This window comes from Streptomyces sp. NPDC053560 (genome assembly GCF_044544605.1).
Classification (GTDB): domain Bacteria; phylum Actinomycetota; class Actinomycetes; order Streptomycetales; family Streptomycetaceae; genus Streptomyces.
Genome location: NZ_JBITXI010000015.1, coordinates 14,011 through 27,351, shown reverse-complemented (window position 1 = coordinate 27,351; position 13,341 = coordinate 14,011). Strand labels below are relative to the sequence as shown.

General features: G+C 71.3%; 20 protein-coding genes. 7 read left to right on the top strand and 13 right to left on the bottom strand.

The features are described 5' to 3' along the window. Positions 1-125 precede the first annotated feature (125 nt). Both ACIGQF_RS31380 and ACIGQF_RS31375 read right to left on the bottom strand, forming a co-directional pair. Positions 126-1,076 (bottom strand): NlpC/P60 family protein, encoded by a 951-nt coding sequence (locus tag ACIGQF_RS31380; protein WP_399717278.1) that lies wholly within the window; start codon positions 1,074-1,076, stop codon positions 126-128. Beyond that, on the bottom strand, positions 1,076-1,747 hold the full coding sequence (locus ACIGQF_RS31375; RefSeq protein WP_399717275.1) for a hypothetical protein: 672 nt from the start codon (positions 1,745-1,747) through the stop codon (positions 1,076-1,078). The genes ACIGQF_RS31380 and ACIGQF_RS31375 overlap by 1 nt, the downstream gene beginning before the upstream one ends. Between ACIGQF_RS31375 and ACIGQF_RS31370 the strand changes: the two genes are divergently transcribed. Then, entirely contained in the window at positions 1,706-1,999 is a 294-nt protein-coding gene (locus tag ACIGQF_RS31370) for a hypothetical protein (protein ID WP_399717272.1), read from the top strand. The two genes, ACIGQF_RS31375 and ACIGQF_RS31370, sit on opposite strands and share 42 nt — an antisense overlap. 172 nt (positions 2,000-2,171) lie before the next feature. Here ACIGQF_RS31370 and ACIGQF_RS31365 read toward each other — a convergent pair whose 3' ends face one another. Both ACIGQF_RS31365 and ACIGQF_RS31360 read right to left on the bottom strand, forming a co-directional pair. Next, positions 2,172-2,630: an ATP-binding protein gene (locus ACIGQF_RS31365; RefSeq protein ID WP_399717269.1), complete on the bottom strand. Its 459-nt coding sequence runs from the start codon at positions 2,628-2,630 to the stop codon at positions 2,172-2,174. Between the two features lie 87 nt (positions 2,631-2,717). Next, the gene (locus ACIGQF_RS31360) at positions 2,718-3,080 is read right to left on the bottom strand and encodes a DUF6415 family natural product biosynthesis protein (RefSeq protein WP_399717267.1); all 363 of its coding nucleotides are present in this window, start codon (positions 3,078-3,080) and stop codon (positions 2,718-2,720) included. A gap of 1,102 nt (positions 3,081-4,182) precedes the next feature. Between ACIGQF_RS31360 and ACIGQF_RS31355 the strand changes: the two genes are divergently transcribed. From ACIGQF_RS31355 to ACIGQF_RS31345, 3 genes are all read left to right on the top strand, one after another. Continuing rightward, positions 4,183-4,539 carry a hypothetical protein gene (locus ACIGQF_RS31355; protein ID WP_399717266.1) on the top strand — a complete coding sequence of 119 codons (357 nt, stop codon included), beginning with the start codon at positions 4,183-4,185 and terminating at the stop codon, positions 4,537-4,539. Positions 4,540-4,546: 7 nt separating this feature from the next. Next, a complete protein-coding gene (locus tag ACIGQF_RS31350; protein ID WP_399717264.1) occupies positions 4,547-5,095 on the top strand; it encodes an N-acetyltransferase in 549 nt (182 codons plus the stop codon). Positions 5,096-5,224: 129 nt separating this feature from the next. Further along, the gene (locus tag ACIGQF_RS31345; RefSeq protein WP_399717261.1) at positions 5,225-5,701 is read left to right on the top strand and encodes a hypothetical protein; all 477 of its coding nucleotides are present in this window, start codon (positions 5,225-5,227) and stop codon (positions 5,699-5,701) included. A 12-nt stretch (positions 5,702-5,713) separates the two neighbouring features. Here ACIGQF_RS31345 and ACIGQF_RS31340 read toward each other — a convergent pair whose 3' ends face one another. Together ACIGQF_RS31340 and ACIGQF_RS31335 are read right to left on the bottom strand one after the other, a co-directional pair. Further along, entirely contained in the window at positions 5,714-6,364 is a 651-nt protein-coding gene (locus ACIGQF_RS31340) for a hypothetical protein (protein WP_399717257.1), read from the bottom strand. A gap of 57 nt (positions 6,365-6,421) precedes the next feature. Further along, positions 6,422-6,847 (bottom strand): hypothetical protein, encoded by a 426-nt coding sequence (locus tag ACIGQF_RS31335; protein ID WP_399717255.1) that lies wholly within the window; start codon positions 6,845-6,847, stop codon positions 6,422-6,424. A 114-nt stretch (positions 6,848-6,961) separates the two neighbouring features. Here ACIGQF_RS31335 and ACIGQF_RS31330 point away from each other — a divergent pair, with 114 nt between their 5' ends. Both ACIGQF_RS31330 and ACIGQF_RS31325 read left to right on the top strand, forming a co-directional pair. After that, a complete protein-coding gene (locus ACIGQF_RS31330; RefSeq protein ID WP_399717253.1) occupies positions 6,962-7,693 on the top strand; it encodes a hypothetical protein in 732 nt (243 codons plus the stop codon). 88 nt (positions 7,694-7,781) lie between these two features. Continuing rightward, on the top strand, positions 7,782-7,988 hold the full coding sequence (locus ACIGQF_RS31325; protein ID WP_399717251.1) for a hypothetical protein: 207 nt from the start codon (positions 7,782-7,784) through the stop codon (positions 7,986-7,988). Between the two features lie 37 nt (positions 7,989-8,025). On the opposite strand, the gene ACIGQF_RS31320 is transcribed toward ACIGQF_RS31325, so the two are convergent. The 4 genes from ACIGQF_RS31320 to ACIGQF_RS31305 form a co-directional block, all read right to left on the bottom strand. Next, a complete protein-coding gene (locus tag ACIGQF_RS31320; protein ID WP_399717249.1) occupies positions 8,026-8,337 on the bottom strand; it encodes a hypothetical protein in 312 nt (103 codons plus the stop codon). Continuing rightward, positions 8,334-8,579: a hypothetical protein gene (locus ACIGQF_RS31315; RefSeq protein WP_399717246.1), complete on the bottom strand. Its 246-nt coding sequence runs from the start codon at positions 8,577-8,579 to the stop codon at positions 8,334-8,336. Before ACIGQF_RS31315 ends, ACIGQF_RS31320 begins: the two co-directional genes overlap by 4 nt. 77 nt (positions 8,580-8,656) lie before the next feature. After that, a complete protein-coding gene (locus ACIGQF_RS31310; RefSeq protein WP_399717244.1) occupies positions 8,657-9,286 on the bottom strand; it encodes a conjugal transfer protein in 630 nt (209 codons plus the stop codon). Between the two features lie 50 nt (positions 9,287-9,336). After that, positions 9,337-9,600 carry a hypothetical protein gene (locus ACIGQF_RS31305; RefSeq protein ID WP_399717241.1) on the bottom strand — a complete coding sequence of 88 codons (264 nt, stop codon included), beginning with the start codon at positions 9,598-9,600 and terminating at the stop codon, positions 9,337-9,339. A gap of 627 nt (positions 9,601-10,227) precedes the next feature. Here ACIGQF_RS31305 and ACIGQF_RS31300 point away from each other — a divergent pair. Beyond that, positions 10,228-10,431 (top strand): hypothetical protein, encoded by a 204-nt coding sequence (locus ACIGQF_RS31300; protein ID WP_399717238.1) that lies wholly within the window; start codon positions 10,228-10,230, stop codon positions 10,429-10,431. A 71-nt stretch (positions 10,432-10,502) separates the two neighbouring features. On the opposite strand, the gene ACIGQF_RS31295 is transcribed toward ACIGQF_RS31300, so the two are convergent. The 3 genes from ACIGQF_RS31295 to ACIGQF_RS31285 form a co-directional block, all read right to left on the bottom strand. Further along, on the bottom strand, positions 10,503-11,363 hold the full coding sequence (locus ACIGQF_RS31295; protein WP_399717237.1) for a hypothetical protein: 861 nt from the start codon (positions 11,361-11,363) through the stop codon (positions 10,503-10,505). A gap of 475 nt (positions 11,364-11,838) precedes the next feature. After that, entirely contained in the window at positions 11,839-12,093 is a 255-nt protein-coding gene (locus ACIGQF_RS31290) for a hypothetical protein (RefSeq protein ID WP_399717235.1), read from the bottom strand. A gap of 465 nt (positions 12,094-12,558) precedes the next feature. Then, positions 12,559-12,894 (bottom strand): hypothetical protein, encoded by a 336-nt coding sequence (locus ACIGQF_RS31285; RefSeq protein ID WP_399717232.1) that lies wholly within the window; start codon positions 12,892-12,894, stop codon positions 12,559-12,561. Between the last annotated feature and the right edge of the window lie 447 nt (positions 12,895-13,341).

Genomic DNA, 13,341 nt, shown 5'->3' with positions numbered 1-13,341 from the left:
GCACGGTGCGGTGATCACCGCCTTCGCCACTCTCCTCAGCGGGGCTTGACCGCATGCTTGCCCACCTCTGACCAGTACGGATGACCGGGGGGCAGCCGGATGCCCACCCGGTCTGTACGACACGGCTACGCCACCCGCCGCACCGACCACGGGAACTGCCGCCAGTACCCAAGATCGGTCTCCTCCACCGTCTTGCCGGGCTTGGGGGCGTTGATCATGCGGTTGCCTCCGGCGTAGAGACCGACGTGCCCCCAGCCGCCGTCGTTGTTGATCACGATGAGGTCGCCCGGTCGCATCTGGTACTGCGGCACGGCGCGGCCGGCGGTGCGCTGGACCTGGGAGGTGCGAGGGATGGAGACGCCGGCTGCCTTCCAGGCGGCTTGGGCCAGCCCCGAGCAGTCATAGGTGTCGGGGCCGGTGGCACCCCAGACGTAGGGCTTGCCCAGTTGAGCGCGGGCGAAGGCGAGGGCCCTCTCGCCCTTGGTGCCGTGCGCGGAGCCGTCGTCTGGGACAGGCTGCTGTTGGCCGGTGGCGGCGTACTGGGCGGCTTGGGCGAGGACCTTGCGGACGTACCAGTCGGCGTGGTTGTAGGCGAAGACGGCCTTGTAGACGTTCTTGCTGTCGCGGGCGCCGTGGGCGCACAGCATGCGGGCCGCGGCGTAGACCGCGTCGACCGGGTCCCACGGCGTGGGCGGGTTCGCACCGCCCGGCGGCACCGGGTGGGCATACCCCTTGAACGTGGACGGCAGGAACTGCATCGGGCCGACGGCGCCGGCCGAGCCGCGCATGGCGGGATGCCGGCCGTGGTCGGTCTCGACCTTCCCGATGGCGGCCAGCACCGTCCAGTCCAGCCCGGGGCAGGTCGGCGCGGCCCGCCGGTACAGGGACAGCATCTGCGGCGGGATGTCGTCCTTCGCGGCCTGGCTGGCGGGCCGGGCCCCGGCGTAGGCGCTCTGGGCGGAGGCCTGGTGGCCGGCGGCGCCGCCGGCCACCGCGCCGATGAAGCAGATAAGCACGCCCAGCAGCGCCAGCGGTACGCCTCCGAGGAACAGGCCGGCCTTCATCGTGCCGCTCATCAAGGCCTCCGCCCGGGCCGGGGCCGCGGGGCGGTCGTACGGGGCCTCGGCGCCGGCGGCGTGGGCGGCGTCGGTGGTGCTGGCGGGCGTGCGGCCGCGTTCCGGGTCCTGATCCGGTGCAGCCGCTGCTGCAGGTCAGCCTGCCGGGAGGAAGCCGGCGGGGTGGCCGGGCGGCGGGGCACCAGCTGCGCGCGGCCGCGAGGTGCCGAAGCAGTAGGGGTGGGTCGCGGGTTGCCCGGCCGGACCGGCGCAGGCCGCCGCGGTGGGGAGGGCGGGGTGGCGGCGCTTCCGCGGCGTACGCGGGCGGCGATCCAGTTGCCGCCGATGCCGCGCCAGTACTCCTCGCCGAAGCTGCGCACCTGCGGCTCGTACATCTCCCGCGCTGCGGTGAGGCGTTCGCGCAGCTCGCTGGCGGCGCTGGTGGCCTTCTCCGGCAGCGCCTGGGCGGCGGCACTGACCCGGCGGGCGGCGCGCGGCCCGTACACCGGCAGCCCGAGGGTGGACTTCAGCCCCACCCTGCCCAGCGCGGCGCCGGCGCGGACACTGCCGCCGGTGGCCCAGCCCACCGCCCGCCCGGTGCGCGCGATACCGCCGCCGAGCATCCGGGCCGCGCGCAGGCCGGGCCCGGAGTGGAGCAGGCCGCTGAGCAGAGCATCGAGAGCGCGTGTCACCTCGCGGACCTCGTAAGCCCGAACGCCTGGAGCACGGCGGCCGCCGAGGACGTTCTCGACGCGATCGACACTCTCACCGAGGCCCTGGGCGGCGCCGGGCCGGAACTCGCGCAGGCCCTCGCCGCGGTCGCGGCCGCCACCACCGACGCCCGTCGGCGCCTGGGCATCATCGTGGAAGGCCACGCGCCGGAGGACGACGCGGCGGCCCCGCACCGCGTGATGCGGGGCGCCGGCCGAAGCGGCGGGGGCTAGGGCCGGGCTTCCAGGGCATCGGCACGGGCCGCTACGGGGTGCAGCAGAAACGGACCTGGAAAGTCGACTCCCCAATTGGGGAGTGATGCTCATAGCCCAGTAACACCAAGGGCAAGGACTCGCCCGGGCCGGGACCGTGGCAGGCCGCACATGACAGGACTTGCTGTTGCCGTTACGCCAGTGGCGCGCGCCGGTACGCGGCATCCAACCGCGCCACACCGGCGGCGTAGATACCGGTCTTGAACAGGCACCACACCGTTTTCCCGCCCCGGGGGTCCGACTCAACGCCCCATGCATCGGCGTACTCCCGGACGATGATCAGGCCGCGTCCGTGCTCGGCCTCGTGGTTCTTCTCGCAGAGGCGGCAGATACGCGGTAGGCGGCGGCCGAAGTCATGTACTCCGAACCGCACGTCGACTTCGCTGACCTCTAAGCGAACGCGAAAGTCGTACCCAGCGGGTCCGTGCTGTACTGCGTTCGTCACCAGTTCGGAGACGCACTCGGCAAGGCCGGCGGGAGCGCAGCGCAGGGGCGCGAGCTGGTGCAGCTTGTCAGCGACCCATGCCCGAGCCTGTCCCGCTGACAGCGGAACGGGCGCGTACAGGGCATCAGCGACGTAGGGCTCAACCACGTCCGCCCCCGAGGATGCCGACAGCGAGCAGGAAGAACAGGGCGGCAACACAGGTGAGGTATGTGATCTGCCGCTGCACGTCCGGGCTCACCGCTCCGCTCCCGGCAGCTGGTCGAGAAGCCAGCTGTAATCCCGCCTTAGCTGGTCCAACTGCACAATTTGTCCCTGTCTTGTGGCGGCCGGCGGCTGCTTGGCCCGGTCGGCGATGCGGTCCAGGACGCTGAATGTGCGATCCCACTCCAACGTCCCGGTCAGCAGATCGCTGAACTGAGCTCGGACTTCGGGCAGCAAGGCCGTAATGCGTGCCCGGAGCTTCCCTCCGAGCTTGGCAAGGGCATCAGCATCAGTTGGCTCTCGTTCTTCGTCCGGAATCTTGATCGCCATTGGGTGTGCCGGGTATGGAGCGGGCGCTGGGCTCGTCGAGCTGAGGTTGTCGGCGATGTCGGTCATCGGTTTCTCTCCCGTGGCACCCGGCGGCTCGCGTCGACCGTCTCCGCGCACGCCACAACGGGACGGACGCCCAAATTGGGGACGAGTCGACGTCGTACAGCCAGTTAACCGTCACCAAGGCGCTCCCGGTCATGACGAAAGGGGTGGCTGCAGACCGCGTAGACCCTGACGAATTGACTGTTCGTTTGCCTGTGCCCTGTCCCGGTTCGTCCTACCGTGAGGCCATGGAGCGGGCGAGGAATGAAGCTCTGGACGCCTGGATGCGCGAGCACGGTGTCACGCGAACTGAGCTGGCTGAGCGGGTCAACACCGCTCTGGAGCAGATCACGGGGCGGCGCGGCAGCGCCACGGACCGCACCACCTACCGGTGGCTATCGGGGTAGACCCGGTGGCCGCAGACCCGGGTACGTCTGGCCATCGAACTCGTCACCGGCCAGGCCATCGGCGACTTAGGGTTCGTGCCCCGAGGAGGTGCCGCCCCGGAGGAGGACGATGTGCGTCGCCGTTCCTTTCTCGCTGCTGCCGGCGCAGCAGCCCTAACGCCCCCTGCCGCGGTCGGCATGAGCGACGTGGCCCGCCTGCGCGCCCGGATCGATGAGCTGGCCCAGTGGGATGACACCCACGGTGGCAGCCGCTCCCTGGAGGAGAAGGCGCTACAGCGGGCTGCACAAGCCCACGATCTGCTGCAGCGCCGGATTGCCTCCGCCCGGGGCCGCGGCGCGCTGTACGCACTGGCCGCGGATGCGAACACCACCGCGGCCTGGGCCGCGATCGACAGCCACGGCACCGAGCGGGCCACCGGCTACCTCCACACCGCACTGGCACTGGCCGGCATGTCCCGCGACCCCGACACCGAACTGCGGGCCTGGCACAACATCAGCATGCTCGCCACCCAGACCGGACGAGCCGCCGACGCCCTCGCCGCGGCGGCGCCGCCCGCTCTTCCCGCGCCGCGCGTACCGACCCGCTCTACGCCTCCCTCGCCCACGCCCGCACCGCCTCCTGCCACGCCCGCACCCCCGACCGACAAGCAGTCCTGCGCTCACTCGGCTACGCCGAGCAGGCCCTGTCGCGTGCAGATGACCGGCCCCGGCCGGCCTGGATGCGGTTCTACGACGCCGCCGAGGTGCACGGCCTGGCCGCCATCTTCTACGGACGCCTGGGCCAGCCCGAGGTCGCCGAGTACCGCGCGCATCACGCCCTGGCCCTGCTCCGCCCGGAACTGCTGCGCAACCGCATCTACTACACACTCACCTTGGCCCTGGCCCAGGTACAGCAACGCGACGTGGCCCGCGCGTGCACGACGGCGGACCAGGCAGCCGCCCTGGCCGGGCCGACCCCCGCCTCTGCCCGCATCCGCGGCCTGTTCGGCGATTTCCGCACCCGGCTCACGGCCGTGGCCCCGCAGGAGCCGGCTGCCCGCGACTGGCTTCAGCGCACCGCGCCCGACGCCCCATAGGAGGACCGTGTCCCCTCGCCTTGAACACGTCCAGCGCCCCCAGTACCCCCACATACGAACACTGCTGCTCGAGGTCTACCGCGAGGTCTACGCGGACGAGAAGCAGGAGTTCCACGCCGTCGTCCGGTTCGCTGAGCGCATCGACATGTACGCCGAGCTCGACGGATGGGAAGCCGCCCTCGGCCGTACGACCGACGGCGACGTCACCGGCTACGCACTCGGCGCCCCCCTGCCCGCCGGGTCCCGGTGGTGGGACAGCGCCACCAACCCCCTGCCGCAGGACTTCACCGCCGAGAACGGCCACCGCACCTTCGCGGTCTTCGAACTGATGGTCCGACCTCCCTGGCGGGGCACCGGCGAGGCATACCGCATCCACGAGGAGCTCCTGGGAGCACGGACGGAACAACGAGCCACCCTGCTCGTTGACGCCACCCACAAAGGCGTCCGCCGCCGCTACGAGGAATGGGGCTACCGAGCCGTCGGTGAGCAGCAGCCGTTCGCCGACGCTCCGACCTACCTCATGCTGCTCCGCGACCTACCGAACACGGCCGCCTGACGGCACGAGCGGCCGAATGCACAGCACAAGGCTCCAGGCAAGCGACACAAGCACGTATCCGCCACTCCGCCGCGCGTAGTGCGAGAGTTCGATGACTGCCTACCCCCATAGCGGGAGAGGAGAGCAGCGATGCGACTGGGAATCACGGGGCATCGCGGGCTGCCGGCCCGGGTTGAGCGACTGATCCGCGGCGAACTGGCCGCGCAGGTGCAGCAGTACGACGCGGCGGTCCTAACCGGGCTGTCGTGCATCGCGGACGGCCCCGACGCCTGGTTCGCCGAGGCCGTCCTCGACCACGGCGGCCGGATCGAAGTGGTGGTCCCCGCTGAGCAGTACCGGTCCGGGCTGCCGGAGTCCCACCACGCCACCTACGACAAGCTGCTCGCCCAGGCCGTCGAGGTGCACTCCACCGGCATGCAGGAGTCGACGTCGCAGGCGCACATGGCCGGCAGCGAGATCCTCGTCGGCCTGGCGGACCGGCTGGTGGCCGTCTGGGACGGCAAGCCGGCCCGCGGGTACGGCGGCACGGCGGACGTCGTGGCGTACGCCCGGCGCATGGGCGTACCGGTGGATGTGGTGTGGCCCCTCGGCGCCTCGCGGGACTGACAGCGGCACCACTCAGGTCAGAGAGAAGAAGATGGTGTCCTGGGTGTACCAGTCCAGCCGGGCGCTCGCCTCGCGCCAGTTCTCGTCCTCGAAGCGCAGCTTCTCGATGAGGACCTTGAGGTCGTAGGCAAAGTCCGGGTCCAGGCGGTCCAGGACGGCGGTGTAGGCGTCGGCGGCCGGCCCCGCCTTCTCCAGCGGCAGATAGCCGATCTCCGGGTAGCCGTCCAGGGAGCACGGGAGGGACAGCGGAATCTCCGGCGGCGGCCCGGCGTACAGGAAGCCGTACGGCAGCAGCTCCGCCGGGACGCCGAGCCGCTGCAGCTCCTCGTCCAGCAGCGAGAAGAAGGTGGCGGGCTTGGAGAAGGTGCCCAGGTGGTCCGGGTCCGAGGCATTGTGGTCGATCACGAGCTGCAGAGCGGTGCGGTAGGCGTTCCCGGCACACCGGCCCTCCGCGTCGGCCCGGCCCGCGATGAGGTGATCGAGGGCCACGGGGATCGGCAGGCCCCAGTCCACCCCCTGACGATCCAGGTCGTCCTGCTGCGCCCACGCCCGTTCCTGCATGAGGCGGAGGAGGCGCTGCTGCTCGGAGGTCAGATCGCGGTTGCCGATGAAGGCGGCCACGTCGTGCTTGTCGGCGGTGCTGAAGCTGATGTTGTGACTCATGCAGACATGATCACAACGAGCACTGACAGCGCCGCGGGCGGCGGGGAGGACAGCGCTTCAGCGGGGCGCAGGCTCGTCGGCCAGCGCCAGGGCGCGGGCGACCATGCGCGGCAGGCGCTGCGGTACGGGATGCAGCTCCTGGTACACCAGGGCGGAGAGGTCGACGTGCCGGGCGGCCCCCTCGCCCACCGCCACGACCGGGCGCCAGCCGTCGGGCGCTGCCGCATCCTGCACGGCCTGCCAGGTGCCCCCGCGTTCATGGCGCAGGACCTCGGCGAGGTAGGCGACCAGCTGGGAGGCGAGCCAGCCCCAGTCCTCCGCCTCGAATTCCTGCCAGGGCAGACGCGCGAGGAACCGGTCCAACACGGGTTCGGCCGTCCGCGGATCGGCGTCGAAGGCAGCAACGTCGCCGCCCAGCTCCTCAATCAGCGCCCGAAGGGCCGGGCGCGCCCCGCGGGCCCACTCTTCGATGTCCACGTTCATCCGGGCGAGCCTACGTCGTCCGCCGGGACCGCCGAGCGGGAGCACAGGCCGATCGACACCCAGGGCGATCAATGCCGGTAGCCTCAGCGCCACCAACGGGAGGAGACAGACAGCATGTTGTGGCGCAGATGGAGCCGGGCGGTCATAGCGGTGGGAGCGGTGTCGGTGCTGGCACTCTCCGCCAGCGGATGCGGGGGACCCGCCGGGCGGGCGTCCGCCGAGGCCGGGATCGAGTCCGCGCGGGCAACAGCCGCTCCCGCCGGGCTGCGTCCGCTGACGCAAAAGGACGTCGGCGCGGCGCTGCTCTCCCCCGGCGACCTGCCCCAGGGCTGGTCGACGACGGAGGAGGACCTGACATGGTCGGAGGAGCCGGCCGGAATCAAGGACGACCTGCGGGCCGATGACCCGAACTGCGAGCGGGCCGTCGCCCAGTCCCACCACAACGCGCGGACGACGGGCGGGGGCTCCCGCAAGCTGGACAACAGCGCAACCGGCAGCGCGTTCATGACCGGGCTGAGCATCTACGGCAGCGAGCGGGGCGCCCGCCAGGACCTGGAGACGGCGCGCCAGCTGCGGCGGTACTGCACCGCGGAGGCGGGCGTGAAGGACCACACCGAGGACGGGACGTACGACACCTCCTATGGCGTGCTCAGCGCGCCCGAGCGGGGGGATGAAACGGTGGGTGTCCGTATGAAGATCAACGGCACGCGCATCGACGAGTACCTCATCCGGATCGGCCCCAACGTCGTCAACGTCACCCTGTTCAACGACACCGGCGATGACCGGCAGCTGGTGGAGGACCTGACCGCGCAGGCGGTGGAGAAGGTCCGCCAAGCCGCTCACTGACCCGCGCCCGGCCGGCCCCGCCAGCGCCAGCCCGGACGCGCTGGAAGCCACCGCGAACGGATTGCGCCCATCGACGTGCACCCGCCGCATGGCCAACGCCAGCCCGTACGGCACCCCCAACAGCGGCAGCACATCCAGCAGCCCGAAGTGCGCCCACAGCGAGCGAGTGAGCAGCAGCAGCGTGAACGTCACCGCCATGACCACGACCTGCGGCACCGTGTACGGACCGCCCCAGATCCGGCCCCCGCCCGGCCAGTTGCCGATCACGAGCGGATGCCGGCGGGCCCGGGTGTAGCAGCGGCCGATCAGCACCTCGTCCTCGCCCGCGGCGCTCACCGCTTCCCCCCGGCCTCGGCGTCGAGGTCGACCACGCGGACGACGGCGGTCGGAGCGGCCCCGGGGTTCTTCAGGTCCTCGCCGATCTTGTCCCGCACCGCGGTCATGTTCCACACCAGCGCCAGCACCGCCGCGCCGCCCAGCGCCGCGACCGCGGCCTTCACGATCGACTTGGTCTGCCCCCACACCCAGGCGATCGACACCAGATACATGCCGCCCAGCACGATCACCTTCAGAAAAGTGATGGCCTGCTGGCCCAGGGCGGTGGCGTCATCGAAGATCCCTGCCAGCTGCACAAGCTCGGTCACCGGCCTGCTCCTTCCTTCTGCGTGTTGCTCGGTGTCTTCAGCGCGGGGGCGGCCTCCAGGGCGGCGACCTCCCACCGGCCATCCCGCCCGCGCAGCTGGAGCGCGTACGTCATCGGCCGCACAGCGCCCCGCCGGTCACCGGCTTCGACCTCCACCAAGAGCCGGCGCCGCTCGCCCTCACCCGGTCGCCGGCCCGACTCGGCCGGGCTGCCGTCGTGCTCGGCGACGGACGTGAGGCCCACCGAGGCGTACGGCGCGGGGGAGACCGGGCGCAGCGCGGTGCCGGGGGAGAGATAGCGGTCCAGCTCGCCACGGCCCGTCAGGTAGGCGTTGAAAACGCCTGCAGGGTCTGCACCGCCGGGTCGGAGGGCACAGCCGCGCTCTCCACCCCGTAGCCCAGCTCCGGCACCCTCCCGCCGGTGGGAGCGGCGACTTCCGCCGGCAGCGTGGCCGCCACCCACCGCACCCCCTCGGCGCGGACCGGCACCTGGAAGAACCGCAGCCCGCCGGCAGCCGCCTTCTTCTTCGCCCCGTCCTCGTCGGTCACGCGCGCGGCGACCGTCACCGACCAATAGCCGCTCGCGACCTTCCGCACCCGCACCGGCGACGTCGACTCCACCCGCTGCGCCCCGCCCTCCTGGGACCACGTCAGGTCCGCGGCCGGCGGGTAGAAAGCGGCCAGCTCCTTGCCCGATTCCTGGCCGGCCTGTACGTAGGCGGCGACGACCTGCTCGGCGAAACCGGCCGACCCCACCGCGTCCTCACTGACCAGCCGCGCCGGCTGTACGCGTGCCGGCGTCACGGTGGTCGCGCCGGCCGACGCCATCGCCCACCCGCCCAGCAGCGGCCCGCCCAGAAGAAGCGCCCACGCACCCCACCGGATGAGCGCCGTCCAGTTCGCCATCGCGCCTGTCGACGCGGTCGCCCAGCCCGTCTCCGCCGACTCCACGAGATCCACCTCTGGAGCGGCCGGTGCCTCCGCTGTCGTACGGCGCCACCTCACGACCGGCTCCCGGCGGTGCCACCGCTCAGCTCATCGATGCGCTGCAACAGCGCCGCCTCGGGCTGCCGCTGCAGCGCCACGAACGCGGCGTGCGCCCCTTCGGCGTACTGCGACAGGTACGTCCGCAAGGCGGCGAGCGTGCCCGCGGTGAACGGCTCCTTCACCAGCGCGACCGCCAACCGCAGCGCCCGCCGCCGCGCCTCCACCAGCACCTGCTCATTCCCGCCCAGCTCTCCGAGCCCGGCATCCCGATTACGCACCGCAACCACCCCTTCTCCAGGCACCGCCCGGCGCCCACTGCGCCGCGCACCCTGAACAAGGACCCGCGAGCGCCCAGATGTGACAGCGAGACGAGAGAAATTCCGACGCGGGTCCGCCGAGCCCCGGGGGCCGCTGCGTGGCTCGGCGGTAGGACCGCGCAGCCCCATGACCGGTCAGCCAGACCGGTCACGGCCCCGACCGGTCACCGCCCCTCCGTGACCGATGCCGGCCCCATGACCGGTGCGGTGACCGGTGACCGATCGCCCTGCATCGGTCACCGGTCATGACCGCTACGCCGCCGGTCGGTCACGACCGCCGGCGCCCGCCGACCGCGGTGCGCACGCTGACCGGTCATCACCGGGCGTCCACGGGTGACCGGTCGCAGCAGTGGCCTGACCTGCGGGAATCCGCGCTGGGCAAGCATGTGGTCAACCGGCCTGCCCCTGGGCATCCGCCGCCACCAGACGCCTTCAGATGGGGATGACCGGCCACTTGCGCGGTCATTCTGCGGCACTCGGTCGAGCCTCCCCCAGACTCGACGGAGGCCTTCGAACCGACTGGCGGTGATCGATGTGCGCGGCGGCTGCGCTCGGCCCACCGTGGGGACTGTGAAGAAGCGTCCTCCCGTGATCGTGCATCCCGTCAGCCCGACCGACGGTCGACGTGTATCGATCGACGGCACGATCCTCGGCATCGCCTACAGCACGGACGATCTTGCGGCATGCCTGCGCCGAGCCGGCCTGGAACCAGCCCAGCTCGCTGTCGAGGATCCCGAACGCACCCAATGGCGCGGCGGCGACATCAACACATGGAGTGACGACAAACAGTGAAGTGCCTCTCGGCCACACAGCGGCCGAGAGGCACGGAAAACTGCTCACACGACGCGATAGCCAGGAGCCCTTCAGGCCGCCTGCGCCAACCACTCCGGCGCGGCATCACGCAGCCGCTCCACCGCCCGGCTCCGCCGCCGACGCCACGCAGCCGGCGCGACACCGGCCGCCCGCGCCGCCTCCCGGTCCGGCAGAGCCCCGACCCGATAATGATCTGCGATGGCCCGGACTCCGTCCTCGGCCAAAACCTTCTCGCCCAGCGCCCACACCAGCAGCTCGATCATCTCGCCGCGCGCCCCAGCCAGCCCCGCGTCCCCGGTGGTCACCAGCCCGCAGGCAGCGGCCGCTTCGGCCAGGAGCGCCACCTCCGCACATGCCACCGGATCGGCAGCCGCGTCGGCCTCGAGCTGTTCGGCGACGGCAACCTCCTCATGCAACTCCTCACCGACCGCGTCGCACTCCCGCTGCAGCTCCCGCGAGGCCAGATGCAGCGTCTCCATTGCCAGGTTCGCGGCGACCTTCTGCGGCCGCCGCGCCAGCGGGTAGCTGCGCACCACCTGAAACAAGGAGGCGATCACGGCCTGCGCCACTTCGTCGTACCGCCGCCCGTACGAGCGCAGCAGCCGCGTGGCGGTACGCCGCGCCGACGGCAGCATCGTCTGCACCACCACCCGCGCCGCAGCGCCCTCCGCCGTGGCCTGGCGCAGCAGAGCACCCAGCCACAGGTCACCTTGCGCCCGCCCCTGCGCACGGTCCCGCTCCTGCATCACCGGCAGGAGTTCCTCCAGGCCCGCCAGACCAGCAACATCCGTCGCGGTGAGGACGCCGGCGTCGGCGAGCCACCCGAAGATCACGTCGGTGTTGTCCTGCTTGGCGCACACCCACGCCCACTCGGTGGTCAGACGCGAAAAGGCGCCCTGGCGGTCGTTCACGGCACTGCTCCTCTCGGATCACGTGCCGTGAAATATCCGCACCACCCCTTGCCCGACTGCTTGCCCAGCCACGCCGTTTCTGCAGGTCAACCGCCGCTTCCCTCGACTGCCTCCCGTGGGCATCCGCACGAAGAGGGGCCCGAGGCACCGCGCACGGGGCCCTCGTCGTGAAGCGGCCACGTGGGGTCGGATCCCTGGACTGGGGGAGCGATCCGGGGTCGGCAACGGCGGTGGTACCGCAATCGGTACCGCGGTAGGTACCACCCCCTCTGGGCAACCGTGCGCATCACCGCAGGTCAGTGCTCGTGGGCATCCGTACGCAGCAGTCGACACCTCTTCCTGTACACAAGGAAGAGGTCCTCTTCCTCTGCCGGGGAGGGCGGTGCGCAGCGTGGCCGGGGCTCTGCCGTGCTGTACTTCCCTGCCCCTTCAGCAGGGGTGTCCCGCCGGCTCAGTCCGGCGGGACACCCGCGTCTTACTGCCGGTCGATGTTGACGGTCACGTTGATGCCGACGCCGCCGGCGATGGCGGCACCCAGTTCGGGGTGGCCCGAGAGCCCGACGATGGTGCCGGTGCCGGCGCACAGCAGGCCGACGCCCAGCTGGGCCCAGGGAAGGGCACGGTCGCTGCGCGAACGGCTGGCGGGGGACTCGCGCGGTGATTCCGGGGTCTGGGCCGACTGCGCCTCCGTCGGCTGCGGGACGTCCGGACCGTGGTCTGTAGTGGACATGGCAAACCCTTGCTTGTCGTGCGTGCGAGCACGCGGTGAGTAGGTGTCACGGACTGTGGCTGGGCCAGTGGTTAGCCGCGCAAGTCCGTGTGCTGGTGTCCGGTGGCGCCCCCGGACACGGAGCAGACTCCGCCGCCGCGTAGGCCGATTCGAGTTCTCGCGAATTTGTCGGCGAGCGCGGCGGCACGTCTAAGCAATCGCGTTCGCCAACCTCATTCAATCGATGGTGGCTGCGTCTTGGCTCCGGCCCTGAAGAGGCGTAGCGATCCGCGAGAAATCCCGATTTCGCCATCGCTTGAATCGGTCCGGCAGCGCTGGTAAGGCCCGCAGGCCCGGTCGTGTAACGAGGCGCGGATGTGCTCAGCTGTCGACCTGGTCCTCGGATGGGGCGGGGTCTGGGCCAGGCTGCACTGATCCCGCAGCCTCGCCCAGGACCGCCACCCGGCGCTCAGGAGGAGGGGATTCTTAGCCGGCCGGTGCTGCCTCAAGAGCGATGACGGCGCGAATGAAGCCGCGCATTTCCGGGGGCAAGTCCGGATACTCGTCGGGCGTGTATGCCAGGAAGGCCAGCAGGCGAGCGAAGCGCGCGTCCCCGCCGCGACGTGGGATGCCGAGTGCCTGGAGGGCCCGCTGGTAGGTCTGCTCGACCGGCGCCTCGCTCCAGTAGACGACGACCAGTGCAGCCTTGAGTACAGCCGCCGACGGCACCCAAGTGCCGGCATCCATGTCAGCCTGGAGCTTCGCGAGTTCCGCGTGAGCATCCGGCTCGGGCCAGGTGCGTTCACTCCAGTCGATCGTCATGAACAGCAGGGTAGAGGGAGACAGTCTGCGGCCCCGCCCGACTGCGACCTCGGGGCTGTCTGCAGGCGGGCAGGGCCGGCGGGGGGAGCTCGCCCGCTGCGCGTCCACGGGCAGGCGAGGTTCTCCGCCGTCTCAGCTCAGCGGCTGCCTGTCCGGCACGCACGAGGTGTCGGGCAGGCGGGTGACGGTCAGCTGCTGCGGATTCGCCCGGGCCTCAGAGGCTGATGCCGACCGCACCACTGCATGGACGCGTATCGTCCACGGCCGTCCCCGCCGTCTCTAGGCCGGCCCGGCTCAGAACCCGGCGAGCCTTCTGGTTCCGTAGGCGATCGAGAAGCGTCTCGTCGATGGTCACGCGCAGGCCGCCGGTCGAGCATGGGGATGCGCGATCACAGGAGCCCGGTCGATCTCCACACGGCGTGGCAGGGCTGGGTGCACTTCAGCCGC

What these genes read in the sequence shown, in the direction of transcription:
- ACIGQF_RS31335 (WP_399717255.1), bottom strand. Translation starts at nt 6,847, where the DNA reads ATGAACGTGGACATCGAAGAGTGGGCCCGCGGGGCGCGCCCGGCCCTT.
- ACIGQF_RS31360 (WP_399717267.1), bottom strand. Translation starts at nt 3,080, where the DNA reads ATGACCGACATCGCCGACAACCTCAGCTCGACGAGCCCAGCGCCCGCT.
- ACIGQF_RS31345 (WP_399717261.1), top strand. Translation starts at nt 5,225, where the DNA reads ATGCGACTGGGAATCACGGGGCATCGCGGGCTGCCGGCCCGGGTTGAG.
- ACIGQF_RS31340 (WP_399717257.1), bottom strand. Translation starts at nt 6,364, where the DNA reads ATGAGTCACAACATCAGCTTCAGCACCGCCGACAAGCACGACGTGGCC.
- ACIGQF_RS31285 (WP_399717232.1), bottom strand. Translation starts at nt 12,894, where the DNA reads ATGACGATCGACTGGAGTGAACGCACCTGGCCCGAGCCGGATGCTCAC.
- ACIGQF_RS31355 (WP_399717266.1), top strand. Translation starts at nt 4,183, where the DNA reads ATGCGGTTCTACGACGCCGCCGAGGTGCACGGCCTGGCCGCCATCTTC.
- ACIGQF_RS31380 (WP_399717278.1), bottom strand. Translation starts at nt 1,076, where the DNA reads ATGAGCGGCACGATGAAGGCCGGCCTGTTCCTCGGAGGCGTACCGCTG.
- ACIGQF_RS31325 (WP_399717251.1), top strand. Translation starts at nt 7,782, where the DNA reads ATGGCCAACGCCAGCCCGTACGGCACCCCCAACAGCGGCAGCACATCC.
- ACIGQF_RS31290 (WP_399717235.1), bottom strand. Translation starts at nt 12,093, where the DNA reads ATGTCCACTACAGACCACGGTCCGGACGTCCCGCAGCCGACGGAGGCG.
- ACIGQF_RS31330 (WP_399717253.1), top strand. Translation starts at nt 6,962, where the DNA reads ATGTTGTGGCGCAGATGGAGCCGGGCGGTCATAGCGGTGGGAGCGGTG.